This is a genomic window from Mesonia maritima, assembly GCF_042433895.1.
In the GTDB taxonomy this organism is placed as follows: Bacteria; Bacteroidota; Bacteroidia; order Flavobacteriales; family Flavobacteriaceae; genus Mesonia; species Mesonia maritima.
In genome coordinates this window covers 38703-60153 of record NZ_JBHLUA010000004.1, presented here as the reverse complement: position 1 = coordinate 60153, position 21451 = coordinate 38703, and the positions used below count along the sequence as shown (strand labels likewise).

Sequence of the window (21451 nt, the reverse complement as noted above, 5' to 3'; positions counted from 1 at the left end):
TTATGAATTCGCAATAATTGTAAGTCCGCCTTTTACTTTTTGATCTAAACTTACCTTAATATTCGCATCTAACGGAAGTAAAACATCTACACGCGAGCCAAATTTAATAAAACCGCTATCGCTCCCTTGAATAACTTCTTCTCCTTCTTTAGCGTAATTTACAATTCGTTTTGCCATAGCGCCGGCAATTTGCCGATAAAGTACTTCTCCTAATACATCATTTTCAACCACAACGGTAGTTCGCTCATTTTCTTCACTCGATTTAGGATGCCAAGCTACTAAATATTTACCAGGATGATATTTGCTGTATTTAACTTTTCCGCTAATAGGATGTCGCGTTACATGGACATTTATAGGCGACATAAATACGGAAACTTGTAGGCGTTTATCTTTGAAATATTCTTTTTCAAAAACCTCTTCAATTACCACAACTTTTCCATCTACCGGAGAAACTACATTTTTCTCATCGACAACTGTACTTCGTTTAGGGTTTCTAAAAAATTGAAGTATGAGAATATAAAAGATAATGGTAGCTGTTAAAATTAACTGAAAAACCCAAAGTTTTTCAATAAAATAAAACGCTAACAGGTCTATTAGCAAACACGCTAATAGTGTAAATCCAATAATTTTATGTCCTTCTTTATGAAACATTTTGTACTATTAATAAATAAGCATAAATAAAAGTCCCGGCAAAGAGAATGCTATCTAATCGATCTAACAAACCCCCGTGACCTGGCATTAATCTTCCGCTGTCTTTTACATTTGCTTGGCGTTTCAATTTCGATTGAATAAGATCGCCCAGCGTTCCGAAAATACTAATTAACGCTGCAAGACCTAGCCAAATTTTGTAATCAAATATAGCGGTATAATTATAAATTACATAACTAGAAAGCAAAGAAAAAAACAAACCACCCAAAAAGCCCTCTACTGTTTTCTTTGGAGAAATGCGTTCGAATAATTTTTTTCTACCGAAATTTTTCCCCACTAAATAGGCAAAACTATCGTTTACCCAAACTAAAATAAATGCACCAATTAAAAGTTCTGGTTCGTAATTACCATCATAATAAGGAATAAGCGTTAAGAAAATGAACGAAGAAATTAGATAGAAAATTACGACAAGGTATTTTTTTCCTTCAAAAAGCGGAATTTTATGAATGATCATTAAATCTTTCAGCAATAAGATTTTAACGAAAATGGTAAAAATAAGTAAAGCCGTTAAGGCGTGATAATTCAACTTAAATACACTAAAATAAAGTAAAAACCCTATAAAAATAAAGTACGAAAGGTAGCTATTTAGCTGAAGTAGTTTCTGAAGTTCGTAAAGACTTATAATTCCGAAGATAAAAATTAAACCCCAAAAGGTATATTCAGAAACGAGGACAGTTGCAATTAATAAAAACGCATAAAATGCACCCGATAAACCCCTCGTAATAAATTCCTTCATATTATAAATCTTCCAAAAGCAACAAATATAGGTTTTTTGTAGTACTTCCGTAGCTCATAAAGTCACTCTCTTCTTTATTTTCGAAAGTTTTAATGGTTGTAATATTGGTAGGGATTTTATTTCTATTCTTATTTTTAATTCCTCTAAGCCCTTCACCAATAGTATCTATAAGCTGGCTTGTTGCTGCTAAAATGACAAAATCATGAGGAAGTTCATGTAATTTTTTCTCCTTAATTTGATTTGAAGAAACCAACAAAGCACCGGTATTCGCAATTAAATATTCACAAGTTGAAAGAAAAAATGCACCTTCAGAATTTGTTGAAAACTTTAAATCGTCAGTCTGAAACATTTCTTTTAAACTTTCATCGAAACAGCACGCTTCTGCACTATTCCAATTATTTTCGTTCAAAATTTGGTTAAAGATCTCAAGAACTTCAGATTTTTCTGAACAGTATAAAAATTTACCCCCATTTTTTTTAAAATTCACCATAAAATTCTCATCGGTAGGAATTTTTGGCTCTGGCATATATTTGCTCTGTTCCTTATCTTTGGAATCTTTATTTTTGTCTGATTTAGAGGCAGATCTTAAGAATTTTCTAAATAGACTCATAGGCGTTTTAGGGGTGTAATAAAAAAATTTATCTGATTCATCCCAAATATAAAAAATCTTGATTTAACCTAACGCTAAATCAAGATTTTTTAAGGATATTTTACCGTATTTACTCTTTTGTAGAGCTATTTTCTGTTTTTTCTTCTGTGTGGTTTTGCGAATCGTTTATAGGAAATTCTTTTTGGTCTTCCTCTTTTTTGAGCTTTACATTATTCTCTCCTTTTTTCGCAAATGGACGATCTCCAAAAATTCTTTGTAAATCGTCTTTAAAAATAACTTCTTTTTCTAATAAGATTTCTGCCAACTCAGTTAATTTATCTCGGTGATGCGATAATAAATCTACTGCACGTTGGTATTGTGTTTCAATAATATTAGAAATTTCTTTATCTATTAATTCAGAGGTTTTTTCACTATAAGGTTTTGTGAAATTATATTCACTTTGCCCGCTTGAATCGTAATACGTTAAATTACCAACTTTCTCATTTAAGCCATAAATAGTAACCATTGCTTTAGCTTGTTTGGTCACTTTTTCTAAATCGCTTAACGCTCCAGTTGAAATTTTATTGAAAATCACTTTTTCTGCAGCACGCCCTCCCATTGTTGCACACATTTCATCTAACATTTGTTCTGGACGAACAATAAGTCGCTCTTCTGGTAAATACCAAGCAGCTCCTAACGATTGCCCTCGCGGAACGATAGTAACTTTTACTAATGGTGCTGCGTGTTCGAGCATCCAACTTACCGTAGCGTGACCGGCTTCGTGAAAGGCAATGGCTTTTTTCTCTTCTGGAGTAATTATTTTATTTTTCTTTTCTAAACCGCCTACAATTCTATCTACAGCATCTAAGAAATCTTGTTTTCCAACGGCCTTGTTTCCTTTACGAGCAGCAATTAAAGCGGCTTCATTACAAACATTGGCAATATCTGCTCCAGAGAATCCTGGGGTTTGCTTCGCTAAAAATTCAGTATCTAACTCTTCGGCTACTTTCTTAAGTGGACGTAAGTGTACTTCAAAAATTTCTTGACGTTCTCTAACATCTGGAAGATCAACATAAATCTGTCGGTCAAAACGTCCGGCTCTCATCAAGGCTTTATCCAACACATCCGCTCGGTTGGTAGCAGCTAATACAATTACATTTGTATTGGTTCCGAAACCATCCATTTCAGTTAAAAGCTGATTTAAAGTATTTTCACGTTCGTCATTAGAACCTGAAAAATTATTTTTCCCTCTTGCTCTACCGATCGCATCAATTTCATCAATAAAAATGATGGCAGGCGATTTTTCTTTTGCTTGTTTAAATAAATCACGTACACGTGAAGCACCAACTCCTACAAACATTTCTACGAAATCTGAACCCGATAAAGAGAAAAATGGAACTTTTGCTTCTCCTGCAACAGCTTTTGCTAAAAGCGTTTTACCTGTTCCCGGAGGTCCTACTAATAAAGCTCCTTTTGGGATTTTCCCTCCTAAGGAAGTATATTTTTCAGGTTGCTTTAAGAAATCTACAATTTCTTGTACTTCTTCTTTTGCACCTTCTAAACCGGCTACATCTTTAAAGGATGTTTTTACATCTGTATTCTGGTCGAATAATTTTGCTTTAGATTTTCCAATGTTGAAAATTTGTCCGCCAGGACCTCCACCTGAACCGCCGCTCATTCTTCGCATAATGAAAATCCAGATTCCGAAAATAACAAGAAACGGTAGAAAAGTAAGTAAAATTTCTCCCCACATATTGCTTTCACGCTCGAAAGTTACATTGGCAGAAACGTTATATTCCTTTTCAATTTTTTCTATATCGGTTTGAAATTTTTCTAGACTTCCAAAATTAAACGTATAAGCTGGTGACTCTCCTGAAGGTAAAATTCCAGGATCGTTCTTTTTCTTATGAATGTCTTTCTGTTTGGCTTCTTCTGTTAAGTAAACGTTCGCTTTTTGATCGTTTATGATAACTAATTTCTTAACGTCGCCATTTTTAAGGTATTCTTCAAATTTTGCCGGAGTGGTTTTTGTAGGTTCGTTAAAACTTCCACCGAAAAAATTTACGCCTAAGAAAATTAGGATGATTCCTGCCCAAATCCAATAGGAATTAAATTTAGGTTTTTTGCTTTCTGGTTTTTTATTTTTTTGCTCTTTAGCCATTATTTCTTCTTAAAATTTAGTAATCGGTTTGAATTGTAGTGGTTTTTGCATCTCCCCAGAGTCCCTCGATATCATAGAATTCTCGAATATGTTTTTGAAAAACATGAACAACCACGTTTACATAATCTATAAGAACCCATTCTGCATTTTCGGTTCCTTCGACGTGCCAAGGCTTGTCTTTAATAGATTTGCTAACGGTTTTTTGAATGGAGTTTACAATGGCATTGACTTGTGTATTAGAAGTACCACTACAAATCACAAAATAATCACAAACTGTATTTTCAATTTCTCTTAAATCTAATAGTTGAATATCTTTTCCTTTAACTTCTTCAATTCCTCCCAGGATATGTGTAATGAGTTCGTCTGTGTTATTTTCTTTTTTTACCATTAATTTTATTTATTTTCCGCAAAGTTATTATTTTTTAGTCTTTTTTTGCATTGTTATCTAACAATATTCGTACAATTATTATTTGTCTTACATGCGTAGTATCAAAGTTCTTGCCACCGATTCCACCAACACCTTCTTAAGGAATTTATACAGAGACAATCCCAACTTAGAAAATTGCTATGTGGTAGCCAATAAACAAACCGCAGGAAAAGGGCAAATGGGCTCTTCTTGGAAGACGGAAGCAGGGAAAAACCTTACTTTTAGCATCTTAATGACAAATTTAAAACTACCACTAAATGAACAATTTAAAGTAAGTGCATTAACCGCAATTGCGGTAATTAAAGCTTTACATAAATTGAATATCCCGAAATTAAAATTAAAATGGCCAAACGACATATTGGCAGAGCGGAAAAAAATTTGTGGCATATTAATCGAAAATATTTTGAAAGGTAATCACATTCACGCTAGTATTATCGGGATCGGTCTAAATGTGAATCAACAAAATTTTGAAAATTTACCACAGGCTTCTTCCTTAAAAAGAAAAACCGGAATTGAGTATGATATTAATTATGTTTTAAAAATTATTGTAGCTGAAGTAGAAAAAGAGGTTTTGGAAAATATTTCACGAGCAATTTCAGAAATTATTGAGCGTTATAAAACCTATCTTTTTCGTTTAGAAAAACCTTCTACATTCGAATTTCCAGACAAATCAACCAAGCCGGGAATTATTAAAAATATTTCTTCAGAAGGAAAACTTCAAGTTCTATTTGAAGATGATCTACTACAATCTTTTGAAGTGAAAGAGATTAAATTACTGTATTAATTATAAAACCAAAAAAAGCCGATTCTGCACAAAACAAAATCGGCTTTTTTAATGAATCAGAAACTTAATTCCAACCGCCACCGAGTGCTTGGTACATATTTACCAACGCGCTCATTTGTTCTTTTTTAGTTTCAACAAGTTCAAATTTAGATTCTAACGCATCACGTTGCGTTAGCAAAACTTCCATATAATCGGCTCTCGCAGATCTAAACAAATCGTTAGAAATGTTTATCGATTCTGTAAGCGCTTCAACCTCTTGCTTCTTTAAAGCAAAACTTTTTCCCAAATTATCAATTTTTGAAACCTGATTTGCCACTTCAATATAAGCGTTTAAAATAGTTCGCTCATATTGATAAACCGCTTGAATTTGCGCTGCATTTGCGGTGTAATATGACGCTTTAATCGCGTTTCGGTTAATAAGCGGCGCGGTTAAATCTCCCGCTAAGGAATAAATTAATGATTGAGGCGTTTTCAATAAATAAGAAGGATTAAACGCTTGGTATCCTACATTTGCTGAAATACCTAATGAAGGATAAAATCGAGCTTTCGCCACTTTAATATCAAGTTTTGCCGCGGCTAATTCTAGTTCAGCTTGCTTAATATCGGGACGATTTTCTAGTAATTGTGAAGGAATTCCCGCGCTAATATTGTCAGGAATTAAATCACTAAAACTTTCTGAATCACGCTCAACGTGCTGCGGAAATCTTCCTGCTAAAAAATTAATTCTATTTTCGGTTTCAACAATTTGCTGTTGAATTTCATATTGAAGACTTCTGGTGTGAAAAACTTCTGCTTCAAATTTTCTAACCGCTAATTCCGTAACTCTCGCTGACTGTTTTTGTAAGCGAACAATTTTAAGCGCATTGGTTTGAATATCGATATTTTGATGAACAATTTCTAATTGATTGTCTAAAGCTAACAACTCATAATAAGAATTTGCAATTTCAGCAATTAAATTCGTGACCATAAAATTTTTCCCTTCTACGGTAGATAAATAATGCATTACTGCAGATTTCTTAGCATTTCGTAATTTATGCCAAATATCAATTTCCCATTTCGCTGAAAGTCCGACCATGTAATCTGGTAAAGGATCGGGCATTTCTTCTCCTTCTTTAATATCTAGATTTTCTTCAACCGCTCCGTTTCGAGTATATTGACCCGATTTTTCTAAACCGGCTCCGGCATTTAATCCTACAAAAGGTAAATATTCACCTTTCCGAGCTCTTACCTCATTTTTAGCAATTTGCAATTCTTGTAAGGTAATATGCAATTCTTGGTTATTTGCTAAAGCGGTATCGATTAACCGATTTAGATTAGGGTCGGTAAAGAAATTCTGCCACTTAATTTTAGCTGAATTTAGGGTATCGCGATACGTTTTATATTGCTCGGGAAGTTTTGTATTGGCTTTTTTCTGAACCAATGAAGGAACTCCACAAGCACTAAACAATAGGAATAAAACTAAAATTCCTATTCCTTTAATTATTTTTTTTCTATTTATCATATTCAAAATCTTCTGTTAACGGATTATCGTCTTCATATTTTATTAATGATTTTCCTTCGGCCAGACTACCAAAAATGTAGTATAAACCAGGAACTATAATTACACCGAAAATGGTTCCGAAAAGCATTCCGCCTAAAGCTGAAGCTCCTAGCGTTCGGTTTCCGATTGCTCCTGCTCCGGTTGCAACTATCAATGGAATTAAGCCGGCGATAAAAGCAAAAGAAGTCATTAAAATTGGTCTAAAACGAACTTTCGCACCTTCAATGGCAGATTCTAAAATAGTATAGCCTTCTCTGTGCTTTAGAACGGCAAATTCCACAATTAACACCGCATTTTTACCTAAAAGACCAACTAACATTATGAGTCCGATTTGTGCGTAAATATCATTTTGAAGTCCCATTAATTTCAGTAACATAAACGAGCCGAAAACTCCTACGGGAAGTGAGAAAATTACCGTTAATGGAATAATGAAACTTTCATATTGTGCGGCAAGTACAAAATAAACGAACACCAAAACGATTAAGAAAATATAGAGTGATTCATTACCGCGATGAGACTCATCATACGAAAGTCCTTCCCAAGCAATATCATAATTTTTCGGTAAGGTTTCTTTTGCCACTTCACGAATCGCTTCAATAGCATCTGCAGTGGTGTAACCTTTTGCAGGAAGCCCACGAATTGCCGCCGAATTATACATATTAAATCGAGTAACCTCGTTTGGTCCTTGTAATTTTTTCAGCTTCATAAATGCTGAATATGGAACCATTTCGCCCTCTTCATTTTTTACATACATGTTTAACACATCAGAAGGTAATCTTCTAAATTTAGGGTCAGATTGTACGTAAACTTTAAAGAAGCGGTTAAATTTAATGAAGCCTTGTTCGTAGGTACTTCCGATTAGAATATTCAGGTTTTCCATTGCTTTTCCTATAGAAACTCCTTTCTGCATCGCCAATTCATTGTTGAACTCTAATTCATATTGCGGATAATTTGCAGCAAAGAAGGTGAAAAGTCCTTTTAACTCTTTTCGCTTACCAAGATTTTCCATGAATTCTTGATTAATTTTATCGAACTCTTGGTAATCGGTATCGGTATTTTGATCTAAAAGGCGTAACGAGAAACCACCTGAAGAACCGAAACCTGGAATAGCCGGCGGTTCGAAAAATTCGACGACCGCTCCTAAATTTTTAGATTTTTCTTCGAGCTCTTCCATGATTTCAGTAACGGTATGTTCTCGATCTGACCATTTTTTTAGGTTAATTAAACAAGTACCGGCGTTAGAACCACGACCTTCAGTCATAATTTCATAACCCGCCAAGGAAGAAACCGATTCTATTCCTTCAACTTCTTCTGCAATTTTCTGAAGTTGCATAGAAACTTCATTGGTACGTTCTAAGGTTGCTCCTGGTGGTGTTTGAATAATCGCATAAATGGTTCCCTGATCTTCACTGGGGATAAAACCTGAAGGTAAGATTTGATTTTCTAAAAAGATTCCTGCACAAAAAGCTAATAGAATAGCAAATGTTAACCATCTTCTGCTTACAATTCTTTTTAAAATTCCTACATATTTTCCGGTAAGTTTATCGAAACCTGAATTGAATTTATCAAGTCCTTTGGTAAGAATATTCTTTTTCTTCTCTTTTCCATGATGGTTTTTTAGCAACATTGCACATAAAACCGGTGTTAAGGTAAGTGCGATTAATGCTGAAATTACAATTGCACTTGCCATTGTAATGGAAAACTGTCGGTAGAATGTACCAACAGGGCCTGACATAAATGAGATTGGTAAGAATACGGAAACCATTACCATAGTAATGGCGATAATTGCTCCACTAATTTCACCCAATACTTTTTTAACGGCTTTATAAGGAGAGATTTTCGGATCTTCCTCAAACTTGGCGTGGACGGCTTCTACCACTACAATCGCATCATCGACCACAATACCAATAGCTAATACTAAAGCGAATAAAGTTACTAGGTTGATCGATATTCCAAAAAATTGAATAACGAAAAAAGCACCAACTAATGAGACTGGAACAGCCAAAATAGGAATTAAAGTAGAGCGCCAGTCTCCCAAGAAAATGAACACTACAATAGCTACTAAAAAGAAAGCATCTCGTAAAGTATGAACTACTTGCTCGATTGAAGCATCTAAGAATTGAGAAACATCGTAACTAATTTTATAATCCATTCCCGGCGGAAAGTCGACTCGCATATCTTCGAGTTTGGCTTTCACCTCATCGATTACATCACTTGCGTTACTCCCATAATTTTGTTTTAGTACAATAGCCGCAGAAGGATGTCCGTCTAAATTAGAATATATGTCGAAAAATTCGCTTCCCAACTCTACTCTACCGATATCTTTTAAATGTAAACTTTCACCATCGGGATTCGCCCTAATAATTATATTTTCATACTGTTCAGGCTCGTTGTACCTCCCTTTGTAAGTAAGGACGTATTCTAAGGATTGTGCTTCTATTCCGGAACTTCTTCCTAATCGACCAGGACGCCCCACAATACTTTGCTCTTTCATTGCTTCCATGACTTCATCAACAGAAACATCATAAGCTCTCATTCGATCTGGGTTTAACCAAACCCGCATGGCGTATTTTCTACTTCCTAAAATGTTAGATGTAGCAATTCCTTTAATCCGGTTTATTTCAGGAATCATTTTAACATTCGCATAATTGTAAAGGAACTTTTCATCCATACTCTCATTTTTGGAATATAGATTTACGTACATTAACATACTAGGCTGAATGGGCGTAATGGTAACACCCTCTCGCTGAACTAATTCAGGTAAAAGTGGCATTACCCTGTCGACTCTTGTTTTTACACGAACTACAGCTTCATTAGGATCTGTACCCGGTTCAAAAATAATGCGGAGTGTTGCTTCACCGGCACTCGTTGCATCGGTGGCAATATATCGCATATCTTGTACCCCGTTAATAGAATTTTCTAAGGTAATTAGAGTTGATTTTACCAACACATCTGCACTTGCTCCCGGATAAGCTACGAAAATATTTACCGTAGTTGGAGCAATTTGAGGGAACTGCGATATTGGTAATTGTTTGATTGCTAAAGACCCCATAAAAATTATAATGATTGAAATCACTATAGCAAATACAGGTCTATGTATAAATCGTTTAAACATTTTTTCTAAATTTTGCTATTGATTTATTCGGCATATAATTGCAAGTGATTAATCACTTGTTCGGGCTCTTCGAATTCATATTCGATTTTATCTCCATTTCTCACTTTTCTTAAGCCTTCCAAAAGAATTTTGTCTTCTTCGGTTATGCCATCGCTTATTACATATAAATGCGGAAGTTCACTTGCAATTTTAATCTCTTTCGCTTCAATTTTATTTTCATCTGAAACCACGTATACGTAATGTTTTTCTAAAACTTCGAATGTGGTTTTTTGGGGAATTAACAAAGCATTTTTATAAGGAATTGTTGTGATAACACTTCCCGTTTCGCCGTGTCTTAATAATCCTTTCGGGTTAGGAAAAGTTGCTCTAAAAGCGATATTACCGGTTTCGTTGTTAAATTCTCCTTCGATGGTTTGTACAATTCCTGTTTGGTTATAGGTTTTGTTATTTGCCATAAGTAGCTGAACTTCTTTCTTATCTTCAGAATTTTTGGTATCCATATATTCTAAATATTCGGCTTCAGGCACGTTGTAGTAAACCCACATTTCACTGTTATCGGAAAGTGTAGTTAACAAATCTCCTTCATCTACCAAGCTTCCTAATTTTAAATGAAGCCTGTCTACAATTCCATCGAAAGGAGCTCTTATGGTTGTAAAATCTAAATGAACATTTGCTAGCGCTAATTCGGCTTTCGCTTTATCGTAATGTGCTTTTGCCATCGCTAATTCGTTTGGCGCCACTACATTACTATCTGCTAATTGCTTGGTATTTTGATATTCGATTCTGGCAAATTCTGCTTCTGCTTCGGCTTTTTGTTGTTCAGCTTCATAGAGTTTTGGCATAATTCTGAACATTACTTGTCCTTTTTTTACAAGCTCTCCTTCGTCTACATAGATATCTTGTAAATATCCTCGTTCTTGCGCTCTAATTTCGATATTCCTTATCGATTGAACTTGCGCTACATATTCGTTGGTGAGTAGCGTATCTTTTCTAACCGGACTAGTAACCAAATAATTAGACTCTAATTCTTTTTCGTGTTTTTTTGATTCACAGCTTGCTAATACTACCACGCACAAGCTTATGAGCATGAGAATTCTCTTCATAATAATTTTTATTAAAACAATAAGGTTGTTGAATAAAGGGGAAAAAGACATGAGGCAATTATCGCTCACACGCTTTTTCGAACGCTCTTAGATTGAGCGCAAAATGAAAATAAAGGCGACTAAAAAGTGCCTTTTAGAAGGTAAAAATCAAATTCTATAGACGCAGAATTGTATATATAATGGTCTAAAATGGGGATATTGTAAATCGTGGTAAGGGTATTTCTTTTTTTGCTCTACTTCTTCTATGATACTTTCTGAAAAGAAGGTATAAAAGAGTGCTGTTATTTTTGAATGGTTATTTTCTAAATATTTTTTGAGAGAAATCCATTCGTATTCTTCAACTTCAACATCAATTCCTTTAATTTCATATTCCTTTTCAGAACCGGAAGAGGCAGGTTTATATTGAAATTCTGCTTTAGTGTTAAAATTTTCTGCGGAAGAATTGCAAGTTGATTCTAAAAAATTGGTAAAAGAAAGTTTTGTATTCTCTTGGTATGAATGTGCATAGCTTGTACTATGTACGCTTATTAAGAGAAGACAGAGTGATAAAAGATATTTAAAAAATGTTTTTATCATTTGGCTTGCAAAGCTAAAGCAAGTTAATTATATAGACAAATTTTGTAGATTAAATAATCTGGCGATTTTCACACAAAAATTAAACCATACTTTTTTATAGTGATAAAAACAGGAGAAAATCAGCTTTTTTTTAGAATTTTAGTCGCGAAAACTTAAGGTAAACGTGGTTCCTTTATTCACTTTACTCTTTACGTTAATCTTGCCTCCTAAACTTTCTAAATGACTTTGAACGAGGTAAAGACCGATTCCTTTGCTCTCTTTTTTTGAATGTAAACTTTGGTTTAAGCCGAAAATTTTCCCTTCAGCTTTTTTCATATCGAAACCGATGCCGTTGTCAGAAAAAATTAATTGTATTCTGTTATTTATTTTTCGGGTACGAATGGAAACTACAGGTTTTCTGTTTGAATGAGCATATTTAATAGAATTGGAAATTAGGTTTAAAAAAATACTATGGAGATAAAAAGAACTGAATTCAACTGTTTCTGCTTTCGAAAAATCTACCTGAATTATAGTTTCAGACTTATTAATTAATTCTTGAATTGATTCGCAAACATTATCAAGAATTTCTTGAAAATTTAATTTTTCAACCTGAATATTTATTTTTTTATCTTCAGTAATTGCATCTACATATTTATCTAAAGTAGCCTTCATTTCGAAGGTTACACCTCTTAACAATTGTAAATATTCAAGGGTTTCTTTGTCTTTAATTTTTGAAAAATCTAATAAATCGAACAGAGAAATTATATTTCCTACCGGCGAGCGTAAATCGTGGGAAGTTGTATAAGTAAATTTTTTTAAATCTGCATTTAACTTTGCAAGGTCAATTAGCAGTAAATTGCGTTCTTCTTCTAGTTTTTTTATATGTGTAATATTTTTTGCTACCGCGTAAATTAAATCATCATTTTTTTCTGAAATAGAAGTCCACGAAAGCCAAACAATATCACCCCTTTTAGTTACGTATCGATTTTCAAAATTAAGTAAAGGGATATTATTTTTTATTTTCTCTCGTAACACCGAGGTAATTGATTTATCATCTTCATAAATAAAATCATTAATCGGTCTTTGCAGAAGTTCTTTTTCACTATATCCTAATAAATTCGAAAATGCAGGATTAACTTTTTTTAGGTAGCCGTCGAAACCGGCTATACAAAGTATATCTGGACTTAAATTAAAAAAACGTTCTAGATTAAATAATTTTTCTTGTTTTAGTGAAGAAGAATTTGAATTTAATGACCTTTTTCTTTGCATAGCTAATTGGGGATGCTTCAATTTTTTCACAAGTTAAGAAAATATGAATTTATTATCTGAGATAATGTTTTTTATAACCTATTACTTACGAAATTTTATATTTAATATAAAATCTATGTTGAAAACATGTTGCTTCCATCTTAATTTCTAAGATAAGCATTTAATTTTTTGGGGGTTCAATTCTCATAAATATTGTTAACTAATATCTTAATTTAAGATTTCAGCATAAAAAAAAGAAGTAATTTTATAGTTAGAAAACATGGTAAAAATGCAATGATTAAACTTTCAAAATTAGCTCAATTTGTTATAAGCATCACGCTGGTTTTAATTTGTTCTACGATTTGCTATCTGTTTTCTGACTTTTTTGGACATCGTACAGTAGCTTTATTACTTTTATTGGTTGTTTCAATCTCTGCTATTTTATTTGAAATTATACCTGTATTAATTTCAGCAACACTAAGTGCATTAATTTGGAATTTCTTTTTTATACCACCTCGATATACTTTTAGAATCGATAATACAGAAGATCTACTTATGTTTCTAATGTATTTTATGATCGCTCTAATTAATGCTGTTTTAACCAATAAAATCAAAAAATTAAATCTGAAGAAAAAAGAAGAAGAAAAAAAGACCAAAACCATTCAACTTTACAATACCATTCTTAATTCTTTATCGCACGAGTTAAGAACGCCCCTTGCAACCATTATAGCTTCTACAGATACATTACAAGAAAAAAAAGAGTCGCTTTCAGAAAATATTAAAAATTTACTTTACGATGAAATAGCCATCGCCAGTATTAGACTAAACAAACAAATTGAAAATTTACTTAATATGAGTAGATTGGAAGCCGGCACGATTAAACCAAAATTAGATTGGGTAGATATTCCTGAAACGATTTATAAATTAATTTATGAATTTGGAAAAGAAACTAAAAAACCTATTCATTATTACAATGAGAATGAAACGCTTTTAGTGAAAACCGATCGAGGTTTTTTAGAAACTATTTTACAAAATCTTATACTAAATGCAATTGAACATACTCCAAAAAATTCAGCGATAACTATAGAAACAAGTTTAGCAAATAACGAACTGCTTATTATAGTTTCTGATAACGGATTAGGTTTTCCTGAAGAAGAAATTGAATTTGTATTCGATAAATTTTACAGGTTAAAATCTTCTTCTACAGGAGGCACAGGAATTGGACTCTCTATTGTTAAAGGTTTTGTAGAAGCGTTAGATGGATCCATTAATTTGCAAAATAATGAAAACGGCGGATGCAACTTTAAAATAAAATTACCAGCTATTATTAACTCTTATCAGATTGAAGAATATGCATAAAACTGAAATTTTAGTAATAGAAGATGAAGCACAAATTAGAAAACTTCTTCAAATTAATTTAGAAAGTAATGGTTATCAAGTAAAACAAGCCCCGACAGGTGAAGAAGGTATAATTACGGCAGCCAACCATCCGCCAGAATTAATTATTTTAGATTTAGGTCTTCCCGATAAAAACGGTCATCAAGTTCTTGAAGAATTACGAGAATGGTATAACAAACCTATTATAATTTTATCGGTGCTAGATAAAGAAGATGATATTGTAAAAGCATTAGATAACGGCGCTACCGATTACCTCACCAAACCTTTTAGAACAAAAGAACTTTTAGCCAGAATAAGAGCCGCGCTACGGTTAGCACCCAATGAAAATAATTCGGTTTTTATGCAAGGTAATTTAAAAGTAGATTTTCAAAAACGATTGGTTTATAAAAATGAAACTATTATAAAACTTACTGCAACAGAATATAAATTAATCTCGCTCTTTGTAAAAAACTGCGATAAAGTACTTACCCATAGTTATATTCTAAAAGAAATTTGGGGTTATAGTTATGTTGAAGAAACACAATATTTGCGAGTTTTTGTAGCAGCGCTTAGAAAAAAAATTGAAAAGAATCCTAACAATCCCGAACATATTATAACTGAAAGTGGCGTAGGGTATCGTTTTCAGTAAATCTTTATAAAATCTTTATATCCTCAGGAATATCTTGATTTTTTACATATAGTTTTTAGAGGAATTTTGTCTCATAACATAAAATACTATGCTATGGGACTTTTTTTTGGCACTATAAAACTAACAAAGCGAATCAAATTGAAGATGAAAAGATCATCATCTTCATTTATCGTATCGGGCATTTTTCCGTTAAAATTATTCTTCTCATCAGTTTATTACAAATTCTAGAATAAAATGGCTGAATGGGAACAAAATATTAAAACTCCTTCTCTACCCGACTTAGTAATATTAATTATTAAAGAAGCACAGCAAATAGATGCTCTTTTCGCTGATAGAAATTCCATAGGCTATCTAAATCGAACAAATTTAATTTTTAGAAAAAATAGTACAACAGCCGCCGTAAATGAAATAGAAAACTTTCAAACACTAATTCGTGAATGTTTAAAAACGGAAAATCCTCATTCCCCAAAAAATAAAATACTTGCATTCATTCAGTTACTTCAACAATTAAAATTAAAATTTCAAGATGTTCAAAATATTGTTTAAACAGGTTGCCAGCCTTCAAATTATTTTGGGTGGCGTTATTTTGGTACCTTCTCTAGTGGGAATAATATATCAAGAATGGTATTCTGCAATTGGCTTTTTCACTTCAGGTTTAATTATATCTTTTATAGGATATGTATTATATCGTTTCTTAAAAAATGCGGAAGATCCCACGCATCAACACGCTTTGTTAATCGCGGCTTTGGGCTGGCTAATGATTATTGTTTTAGGCTCTTTACCGTATTATGTCATTGCGCAGATAACGCCGTTAGAAGTAATGAAAAGTTTTATTCCTACAGGAGCAAGCTACCAATCAAGTCTTCTAAATTTTAAAAATCCGTTGCACTGTTTTTTTGAAAGTACCAGCGCTTTCACAACCACAGGATTAACAATGGCATACCACGAACCTTCTGTAGGAAAAAGTATTTTATTTTACCGCTCTTTTTCTCAATGGATTGGCGGCGCGGGTTTTATTGTAATGGCTTTAGCTATTTTTAAACATATACCCGGACAATCTGCACTTTTATTATACGGGTCTGAAGCTAGCGGAACAAAACTTAAAAGCAACGTCATAGATACTGCAAGAGCAATATGGAAAGTGTATTTTCTAGTAACATTTGCAATGGTTGTTTATATTTTCTGCGGAACTTATTTTATTCTTCCTAATTATTCTTTACAAGACAATCTTTTTGATGCAGTAAATCACGCAATGACCGGACAATCTACCGGAGGTTTTAGTGTGTTAGATAATAGTATTGCAGGTTATAATTCTGCACAAATGGATATTCTTTTTATTCTGCCAATGTTATTAGGTGGACTTTCAATACCTTTTTTATTCAGGTTTATTTTTCTTAAAAAGTTCAGTGATCTATGGAATGATATTCAAACCCGAGCAATTCTAATTGCATCGCTTATTGGAAGTATTCTTCTTTCAATCTTACTCATAAATTCTACAAATGTAAATAATCCTATTCGTGAAGGTATTTTTCAGTTTATAAGTGCACTTTCCACAACAGGTTGGCAAACTTCTAATATTGGGGGGTGGAGCGATCTTCCCATGCTTTTTATAGTATTTGCCGCAATGATTATCGGTGGTTCTGCCGGAGCGACCGTTGGAGGAATAAAAATTATTAGAGCTTTATTATTACAGAAAGGTTTAAGATGGCACATTAATAGAATTTTTATGCCAAAAGGAGCCTTACAAACGGTAACTTTTAATAAAAGAAAACTCCTTCTAGCTGAAATGAATAAAGAGTTGGCTACCGCAGGAATTTTTACTCTTATTTATCTTCTATTCGTACTTATATCAACTTTCTGTACCATTTATTTTATGAATGATACTTACACACTTGCTGATGCGCTTTTCGAATCAGCTTCAGCTCAAGGAACAGTAGGTTTATCTACCGGTATTACAGACCCATCGATGTCTCCAGTTTTAGAAGGAATTTACATCATTCAAATGTGGGCAGGAAGAATAGAAATTATACCGGTTCTAGTGATTGTTAGAACTTTATTTTACGGAACAAAATCAATAAAAATTTAATCATATGTATTTAGTAATTATTGGCGCAGGTCGTACAGGAAAACATGTTATCGAAGCCGCTATCGCAGACAGACACGAAGTGTTTGTTATTGAAAAAAATAACGAAGTTGCCAATTGGGCAGCAACTACTTTCGATTGTGTAGTAATTAATGCAGACGCTACCAAACCAGAAACTCTAATTGAAGCCGGAGCTAAAAAGGCAGATACTATTATTATTACTACTAATGATGATGCTGTAAATGCTTTGGTTGTCTTAATGGCCAAAGAAATAGGTTTAAAAAGAATTATTACTTCGGTGAATAATGATGAACTTTTATCGGTTTTTGAACGCCTCGGAATCGACACCGTCGAAAGTCCTTATCGGCTTAACGGAAAACATCTATACAGATCTGTAAAAGGTTCTAATGTAAAAGAGTTTTTAGATTTAGGCGATGGTTATGAATTACTTGAAATGCAAGTTGAAAATAACTCACGAATAGGAAATTCATATGTAAGAGATTTGAAGGAACAAAAAGTACTTCCTAATAATTCCATTATCACACTTATTAAAAGGAACAATCAAATAATAGTTCCTAAAGGAGATACCAAAGTGTTTGTTAATGATTCCGTTTTAATTGTAACAAGAAAAGAAAATATTGAAATTATCTCTAAAATATTCAGTAATGAAAAATAAAAATCTGATTTCGTTATTTTTGGCAATTCCCTTTTTTGTGATGAGTCAAAATAATGATAAAGCGCAGCCACAGGTTTCTATGCTATTGTTTGTAGACACTTATTATATTTATGATTTTAACAATGCACAAACCGATTACAGGCAAGATTTTTTGTTTAACCATAATCGTCATAACGAAACAAATTTAAATTTAGGCTTATTAAAACTTGCTGTAGAACAAGAAAAATATAGAGTTAATTTAGGCTTACAAGTAGGTACTTACGCCATTGATAATTATAGTGCAGAAAATGAAACAGCTCGGTTAATTCACGAGGCTAATGTTGGTATTGCGTTAGATGAAAATGAAAAAATTTGGTTAGATGCCGGTATTTTACCTTCTCATATTGGGTTCGAAAGTGCTATTTCCATCAATAATCCTTCGTTAACAAGATCACTTGCTGCTGAAAATTCCCCGTATTTTCTTACAGGTTTTAGACTATCGTATAAAATAAATGAACATTGGGATTTTGCCGCTTTACTAGTAAATGGTTGGCAACGCATTCAAAAAGTAAAAGGAAATTCTATCCCTTCTGGAGGAACACAATTAAATTATCATAAAAATGATTTCAGCTTTAATTGGAGTACTTTTGTAGGTTCAGAATTTCCAAATGAAGAAAGGAAAATGCGATACTTTAATGACTTTTTCGTAACTCAGAAGTTTGGTGAATTAAGCCTAACCGCAGGTTTTGATATAGGTTGGCAACAAATTGAAAAAAATAGCAAACATTACGATTATTGGTATACTCCAACTCTTATTGGTCATTATCAATTCACTTCAGAATTCGCTACGGCCCTTAGATTTGAATATTATAATGATGAGAATGGTGTAATAATTAACCCTTCTCAAAACGGTTTTAATACTTTTGGAACCTCCTTAAATTTTGATTATCAACCTTTCTCTAATCTTTATTTACGAACAGAAGCACGATATTTTAAAGGAAATGATGACTACTTTAACGCTAAAGAAAACTTTCAAGATGATGACTTTTTTATAGGTTTCTCTCTTGCTTATAAATTCACTAAAGAATTCTAATGTTTTTATAAAAACTTACTTGAATTTTTATAGTAGAACTATCTGCCAATACATTGTGATGCAGACAGAAATTTTGCCTGCATCACGCAAAATCAGCAAACCTGAATTAGAAAATTCTTGTTAAGAAAATTTAAAGCAATGTTGTTGGGCAAACATATTCTGATGTTTTCACCGTCGTATTTTTAATAGCTTTAAAGCCACCAATAACATCTTTAAAATTATCCCAACCGCGGGACTTTAAAATTGAACTGGCGATCATACTTCTATAGCCGCCTGCACAAAAAATTATGAATGGCGCTTCTTTGGGAAGTTCAGCTAAGTGAGTATTTAAGCTATTTAAAGGAATATTTATGCTTCCTACAACATGCTCGGCATCAAATTCACTTTTTTTACGGACATCTATTAATTTTAAATCATTCTCAGCATAGATTTTTTCGAACTCTCCTGCCGATATTCGCTCAGTTTTTTCAATATCTTTCCCTGAAGTTAACCAACTTTCAAAACCATCTTTTAAATAGCCAATAGTATGATCGTAACCAACTCTAGAAAGTCTGATAATTGCTTCTTCTTCTTTTCCTTTTTCAGTAATTAATAATATTTCTTGATTAATATCAGGAATCATCTCTCCTACCCAAGGTGCGAAATTGCCGTCTAATCCAATATTGATACTATTCGGAATAAATCCTTTAGAAAAATCTTCAGCAGAACGCGTATCTAAAATTAGTGCTTGCGAGGCATTTGCCATAGCTTCAAATTCATTAGGTGTTAAAGGATTTTCTGCTTTTTTCTTTACCTCATCAAAGCTTTCGTAGCCTTTAATGTTCATCAACACATTTTTAGGAAAATATCCCGGCGGATTAGTGAGTCCTTCTAAAAGTTCTTTAATAAACTCTTCTTTGGTCATATCTGCTCGTAAGGCATAATTGGTTTTCTTTTGATTTCCCAACGTATCGGTGGTTTCTTTGCTCATTTTTTTACCACAAGCAGAACCGGCACCGTGATTAGGATAAACAATAAGATGATCTGCTAAAGGCATTATTTTATTTCTCAGCGAATCATATAGATGTCCGGCAAGTTTTTCTTCAGTTAAATCTGAAACTACATGTTGCGCTAAATCGGGTCTTCCTACATCGCCTATAAATAAAGTATCTCCGGTAATAATTCCGTGTTCTTTTCCGTTTTCGTCGATTAAAAGATAGGTGGTGCTTTCCATCGTATGACCAGGTGTGTGAATTACTTTTACCTGATAATTTCCTACCTTAAAAATTTGCTGATCTTTAGCAATTATCGCTTCATAATTTGGTTTTGCTCCAGGACCAAAAACGATTTTTGCATTGGCCTTTTTCTGAAGATCTAAATGACCACTCACAAAATCTGCGTGGAAATGAGTTTCGAAAACGTATTTAATTTTTGCATTGTCTTTTTTTGCTCTATCCAAATAAGGTTGCACTTCTCTTAAAGGATCAAAGAAAGCGGCTTCGCCGTTATTTTCTATATAATAAGCGGCGTGAGCCAAGCATCCGGTGTATATTTGTTCTACTTTCATTCGTTCTCAATTTAAATTCTTAAAGCAATCGTTTTTCTTTATTTTTCTTTCTGTTTTCTGCTATAATCTTAAAAATATTTCGCTTTACGCTTTTTACTTCTGCATAAAAGTTTATGACTTTCATCATTAATTTATAATGCGTGTCTTTATAATCTTTCACTTCATTTGGAACCTCGATATCATCTAGCAATAATTCTAAGTTATTATGATGTTGTTTTAGTTCTTTCAACAAGGCTTTTTCTTTATTTTCTAACGAACTTAACTTCTCTGCCAGTTTTCTTGATTCTTCAAAAGGTTTTCCGACAATAAGTTCAAGGGTATTTTCTGTAATTAGATCTCGTAAGAAATGAAGTTCGTCTTCAATAAACGCTAGTTCTGATAAGGTTTGGGTAGTATCTTCGTGTAATCCTTCTGGATCGTGCGCTTTAATATATTTAAGGTGTGTAGATGTTTTCATGGCTGCGAGTTAAAAAGGCAGAAACCTTTAAACAGGCTTCTGCCTTTAGGTTGGTAGTTAAGAAATCTTAATTGTTTTTTTGGGCGGTTTTATAGCCTCTTCTTTTTTTGCTAAGTCAAGTTTTAAAACTCCATTTTTATAGGTAGCTTTTATTTCTTGTTCTTGGTTTACTGAAGGAGGAAGGTGAAATTGACGATTAAAAGAATTATAAGTAAACTCTTTATACGTATAATCTTCTTTTTGTTCTTTTTCTTCGTGCTCCTTTGTAGCAGAAATATGTAAATTGTTGTTTTCTAAAGAAACTTCAATTTCATTTCTTGAAAAGCCAGGTACGGCAAGCTCTATTTCAAAACTATTGTCGTTTTCCTTAATGTTCATTGCTGGTAGACTTTCATTTTTTGAAAAAAAATCTTGTCCAAAAAAATTGTCGATGTCAAACCAACTTGTAATTCCCTCTTTTTGCCAAGGAAATTTTCTCTGATTAAATTTAACTAAAGACATAATGTAAAAGTATTAGGTTAATGAATACTTAAAGATAGTTTGCGAGAAGACGAAAAAAAATGACAATTATCAGTTTTCAAAAAAAGCGAATTAAAAAAGGAATTGATTTTTAAAAGATTGTTTC

General features: G+C 33.0%; 20 protein-coding genes. 7 read left to right on the top strand and 13 right to left on the bottom strand.

Features of this window, described 5'->3' with window-relative positions; translation table 11 throughout:
* The 5 genes from ACFFGL_RS02525 to rsfS all read right to left on the bottom strand — a co-directional run bounded on the left by ACFFGL_RS02525 (window position 1) and on the right by rsfS (window position 4582).
* On the bottom strand, window positions 1–651 hold the full coding sequence (locus tag ACFFGL_RS02525) for a phosphatidylserine decarboxylase family protein (RefSeq protein WP_309729008.1): 651 nt from the start codon (window positions 649–651) through the stop codon (window positions 1–3).
* Window positions 641–1444: a phosphatidate cytidylyltransferase gene (locus ACFFGL_RS02520; protein WP_309729010.1), complete on the bottom strand. Its 804-nt coding sequence runs from the start codon at window positions 1442–1444 to the stop codon at window positions 641–643. The genes ACFFGL_RS02525 and ACFFGL_RS02520 overlap by 11 nt, the downstream gene beginning before the upstream one ends.
* Window position 1445: 1 nt before the next feature.
* A complete protein-coding gene (locus tag ACFFGL_RS02515; protein ID WP_309729012.1) occupies window positions 1446–2054 on the bottom strand; it encodes an LUD domain-containing protein in 609 nt (202 codons plus the stop codon).
* A 109-nt stretch (window positions 2055–2163) separates the two neighbouring features.
* Entirely contained in the window at window positions 2164–4194 is a 2031-nt protein-coding gene (gene ftsH / locus ACFFGL_RS02510) for an ATP-dependent zinc metalloprotease FtsH (RefSeq protein ID WP_309729014.1), read from the bottom strand.
* A 16-nt stretch (window positions 4195–4210) separates the two neighbouring features.
* Window positions 4211–4582, bottom strand: a complete 372-nt coding sequence (gene rsfS / locus ACFFGL_RS02505; RefSeq protein WP_309729015.1) for a ribosome silencing factor — start codon at window positions 4580–4582, stop codon at window positions 4211–4213.
* A gap of 91 nt (window positions 4583–4673) precedes the next feature.
* On the opposite strand from rsfS, the gene ACFFGL_RS02500 reads away from it, so the two are divergent.
* Complete coding sequence (locus ACFFGL_RS02500) at window positions 4674–5405, top strand: biotin--[acetyl-CoA-carboxylase] ligase (protein ID WP_309729017.1); 732 nt, start codon at window positions 4674–4676, stop codon at window positions 5403–5405.
* Between the two features lie 64 nt (window positions 5406–5469).
* Here the strand turns inward: ACFFGL_RS02500 and ACFFGL_RS02495 are convergent, their stop codons facing one another.
* The 5 genes from ACFFGL_RS02495 to ACFFGL_RS02475 form a co-directional block, all read right to left on the bottom strand.
* A complete protein-coding gene (locus ACFFGL_RS02495) occupies window positions 5470–6906 on the bottom strand; it encodes a TolC family protein (protein ID WP_309729019.1) in 1437 nt (478 codons plus the stop codon).
* The gene (locus ACFFGL_RS02490) at window positions 6896–10060 is read right to left on the bottom strand and encodes an efflux RND transporter permease subunit (RefSeq protein WP_309729021.1); all 3165 of its coding nucleotides are present in this window, start codon (window positions 10058–10060) and stop codon (window positions 6896–6898) included. Before ACFFGL_RS02490 ends, ACFFGL_RS02495 begins: the two co-directional genes overlap by 11 nt.
* Before the next feature lie 23 nt (window positions 10061–10083).
* Window positions 10084–11163, bottom strand: coding sequence for an efflux RND transporter periplasmic adaptor subunit (locus ACFFGL_RS02485; RefSeq protein ID WP_309729023.1), 1080 nt, complete (start codon window positions 11161–11163; stop codon window positions 10084–10086).
* A gap of 147 nt (window positions 11164–11310) precedes the next feature.
* Window positions 11311–11739: a hypothetical protein gene (locus ACFFGL_RS02480; RefSeq protein WP_309729025.1), complete on the bottom strand. Its 429-nt coding sequence runs from the start codon at window positions 11737–11739 to the stop codon at window positions 11311–11313.
* A 138-nt stretch (window positions 11740–11877) separates the two neighbouring features.
* Window positions 11878–12987, bottom strand: coding sequence for a PAS domain-containing sensor histidine kinase (locus ACFFGL_RS02475; protein ID WP_309729027.1), 1110 nt, complete (start codon window positions 12985–12987; stop codon window positions 11878–11880).
* Window positions 12988–13260: 273 nt separating this feature from the next.
* Here ACFFGL_RS02475 and ACFFGL_RS02470 point away from each other — a divergent pair, with 273 nt between their 5' ends.
* The 6 genes from ACFFGL_RS02470 (at window position 13261) to ACFFGL_RS02445 (ending at window position 18823) form a co-directional block, all read left to right on the top strand.
* Window positions 13261–14325 carry a sensor histidine kinase gene (locus ACFFGL_RS02470; RefSeq protein WP_309729029.1) on the top strand — a complete coding sequence of 355 codons (1065 nt, stop codon included), beginning with the start codon at window positions 13261–13263 and terminating at the stop codon, window positions 14323–14325.
* Window positions 14318–14992 carry a response regulator transcription factor gene (locus ACFFGL_RS02465; RefSeq protein ID WP_309729031.1) on the top strand — a complete coding sequence of 225 codons (675 nt, stop codon included), beginning with the start codon at window positions 14318–14320 and terminating at the stop codon, window positions 14990–14992. The genes ACFFGL_RS02470 and ACFFGL_RS02465 overlap by 8 nt, the downstream gene beginning before the upstream one ends.
* Window positions 14993–15226: 234 nt before the next feature.
* Window positions 15227–15538 carry a hypothetical protein gene (locus tag ACFFGL_RS02460; RefSeq protein ID WP_309729033.1) on the top strand — a complete coding sequence of 104 codons (312 nt, stop codon included), beginning with the start codon at window positions 15227–15229 and terminating at the stop codon, window positions 15536–15538.
* Window positions 15519–17078, top strand: coding sequence for a TrkH family potassium uptake protein (locus ACFFGL_RS02455; RefSeq protein WP_309729035.1), 1560 nt, complete (start codon window positions 15519–15521; stop codon window positions 17076–17078). Before ACFFGL_RS02460 ends, ACFFGL_RS02455 begins: the two co-directional genes overlap by 20 nt.
* A gap of 4 nt (window positions 17079–17082) precedes the next feature.
* Entirely contained in the window at window positions 17083–17751 is a 669-nt protein-coding gene (locus ACFFGL_RS02450) for a potassium channel family protein (protein WP_309729037.1), read from the top strand.
* On the top strand, window positions 17741–18823 hold the full coding sequence (locus ACFFGL_RS02445; RefSeq protein ID WP_309729039.1) for a porin: 1083 nt from the start codon (window positions 17741–17743) through the stop codon (window positions 18821–18823). Before ACFFGL_RS02450 ends, ACFFGL_RS02445 begins: the two co-directional genes overlap by 11 nt.
* Window positions 18824–18953: 130 nt before the next feature.
* On the opposite strand, the gene ACFFGL_RS02440 is transcribed toward ACFFGL_RS02445, so the two are convergent.
* Genes ACFFGL_RS02440 through ACFFGL_RS02430 form a run of 3 tightly spaced genes read right to left on the bottom strand, consistent with a single transcriptional unit; the run spans window position 18954 to window position 21327 of the window.
* Entirely contained in the window at window positions 18954–20369 is a 1416-nt protein-coding gene (locus tag ACFFGL_RS02440; RefSeq protein WP_309729041.1) for an MBL fold metallo-hydrolase, read from the bottom strand.
* Between the two features lie 19 nt (window positions 20370–20388).
* Window positions 20389–20826 carry a hypothetical protein gene (locus ACFFGL_RS02435; RefSeq protein ID WP_309729043.1) on the bottom strand — a complete coding sequence of 146 codons (438 nt, stop codon included), beginning with the start codon at window positions 20824–20826 and terminating at the stop codon, window positions 20389–20391.
* A 57-nt stretch (window positions 20827–20883) separates the two neighbouring features.
* Entirely contained in the window at window positions 20884–21327 is a 444-nt protein-coding gene (locus ACFFGL_RS02430) for an Hsp20/alpha crystallin family protein (protein ID WP_309729045.1), read from the bottom strand.
* Window positions 21328–21451: the final 124 nt, after the last annotated feature.

Excerpts from the sequence above, each read along its gene's own strand:
- ACFFGL_RS02485 (WP_309729023.1), bottom strand. The coding sequence starts at position 11,163 with ATGAAGAGAATTCTCATGCTCATAAGCTTGTGCGTGGTAGTATTAGCA.
- ACFFGL_RS02480 (WP_309729025.1), bottom strand. The coding sequence starts at position 11,739 with ATGATAAAAACATTTTTTAAATATCTTTTATCACTCTGTCTTCTCTTA.
- ACFFGL_RS02525 (WP_309729008.1), bottom strand. The coding sequence starts at position 651 with ATGTTTCATAAAGAAGGACATAAAATTATTGGATTTACACTATTAGCG.
- ACFFGL_RS02445 (WP_309729039.1), top strand. The coding sequence starts at position 17,741 with ATGAAAAATAAAAATCTGATTTCGTTATTTTTGGCAATTCCCTTTTTT.
- ACFFGL_RS02460 (WP_309729033.1), top strand. The coding sequence starts at position 15,227 with ATGGCTGAATGGGAACAAAATATTAAAACTCCTTCTCTACCCGACTTA.
- ACFFGL_RS02490 (WP_309729021.1), bottom strand. The coding sequence starts at position 10,060 with ATGTTTAAACGATTTATACATAGACCTGTATTTGCTATAGTGATTTCA.
- ACFFGL_RS02495 (WP_309729019.1), bottom strand. The coding sequence starts at position 6,906 with ATGATAAATAGAAAAAAAATAATTAAAGGAATAGGAATTTTAGTTTTA.
- ftsH (WP_309729014.1), bottom strand. The coding sequence starts at position 4,194 with ATGGCTAAAGAGCAAAAAAATAAAAAACCAGAAAGCAAAAAACCTAAA.
- ACFFGL_RS02470 (WP_309729029.1), top strand. The coding sequence starts at position 13,261 with ATGATTAAACTTTCAAAATTAGCTCAATTTGTTATAAGCATCACGCTG.
- ACFFGL_RS02520 (WP_309729010.1), bottom strand. The coding sequence starts at position 1,444 with ATGAAGGAATTTATTACGAGGGGTTTATCGGGTGCATTTTATGCGTTT.
- ACFFGL_RS02475 (WP_309729027.1), bottom strand. The coding sequence starts at position 12,987 with ATGCAAAGAAAAAGGTCATTAAATTCAAATTCTTCTTCACTAAAACAA.
- ACFFGL_RS02500 (WP_309729017.1), top strand. The coding sequence starts at position 4,674 with ATGCGTAGTATCAAAGTTCTTGCCACCGATTCCACCAACACCTTCTTA.
- ACFFGL_RS02435 (WP_309729043.1), bottom strand. The coding sequence starts at position 20,826 with ATGAAAACATCTACACACCTTAAATATATTAAAGCGCACGATCCAGAA.
- ACFFGL_RS02450 (WP_309729037.1), top strand. The coding sequence starts at position 17,083 with ATGTATTTAGTAATTATTGGCGCAGGTCGTACAGGAAAACATGTTATC.
- ACFFGL_RS02455 (WP_309729035.1), top strand. The coding sequence starts at position 15,519 with ATGTTCAAAATATTGTTTAAACAGGTTGCCAGCCTTCAAATTATTTTG.
- rsfS (WP_309729015.1), bottom strand. The coding sequence starts at position 4,582 with ATGGTAAAAAAAGAAAATAACACAGACGAACTCATTACACATATCCTG.
- ACFFGL_RS02465 (WP_309729031.1), top strand. The coding sequence starts at position 14,318 with ATGCATAAAACTGAAATTTTAGTAATAGAAGATGAAGCACAAATTAGA.
- ACFFGL_RS02430 (WP_309729045.1), bottom strand. The coding sequence starts at position 21,327 with ATGTCTTTAGTTAAATTTAATCAGAGAAAATTTCCTTGGCAAAAAGAG.
- ACFFGL_RS02515 (WP_309729012.1), bottom strand. The coding sequence starts at position 2,054 with ATGAGTCTATTTAGAAAATTCTTAAGATCTGCCTCTAAATCAGACAAA.
- ACFFGL_RS02440 (WP_309729041.1), bottom strand. The coding sequence starts at position 20,369 with ATGAAAGTAGAACAAATATACACCGGATGCTTGGCTCACGCCGCTTAT.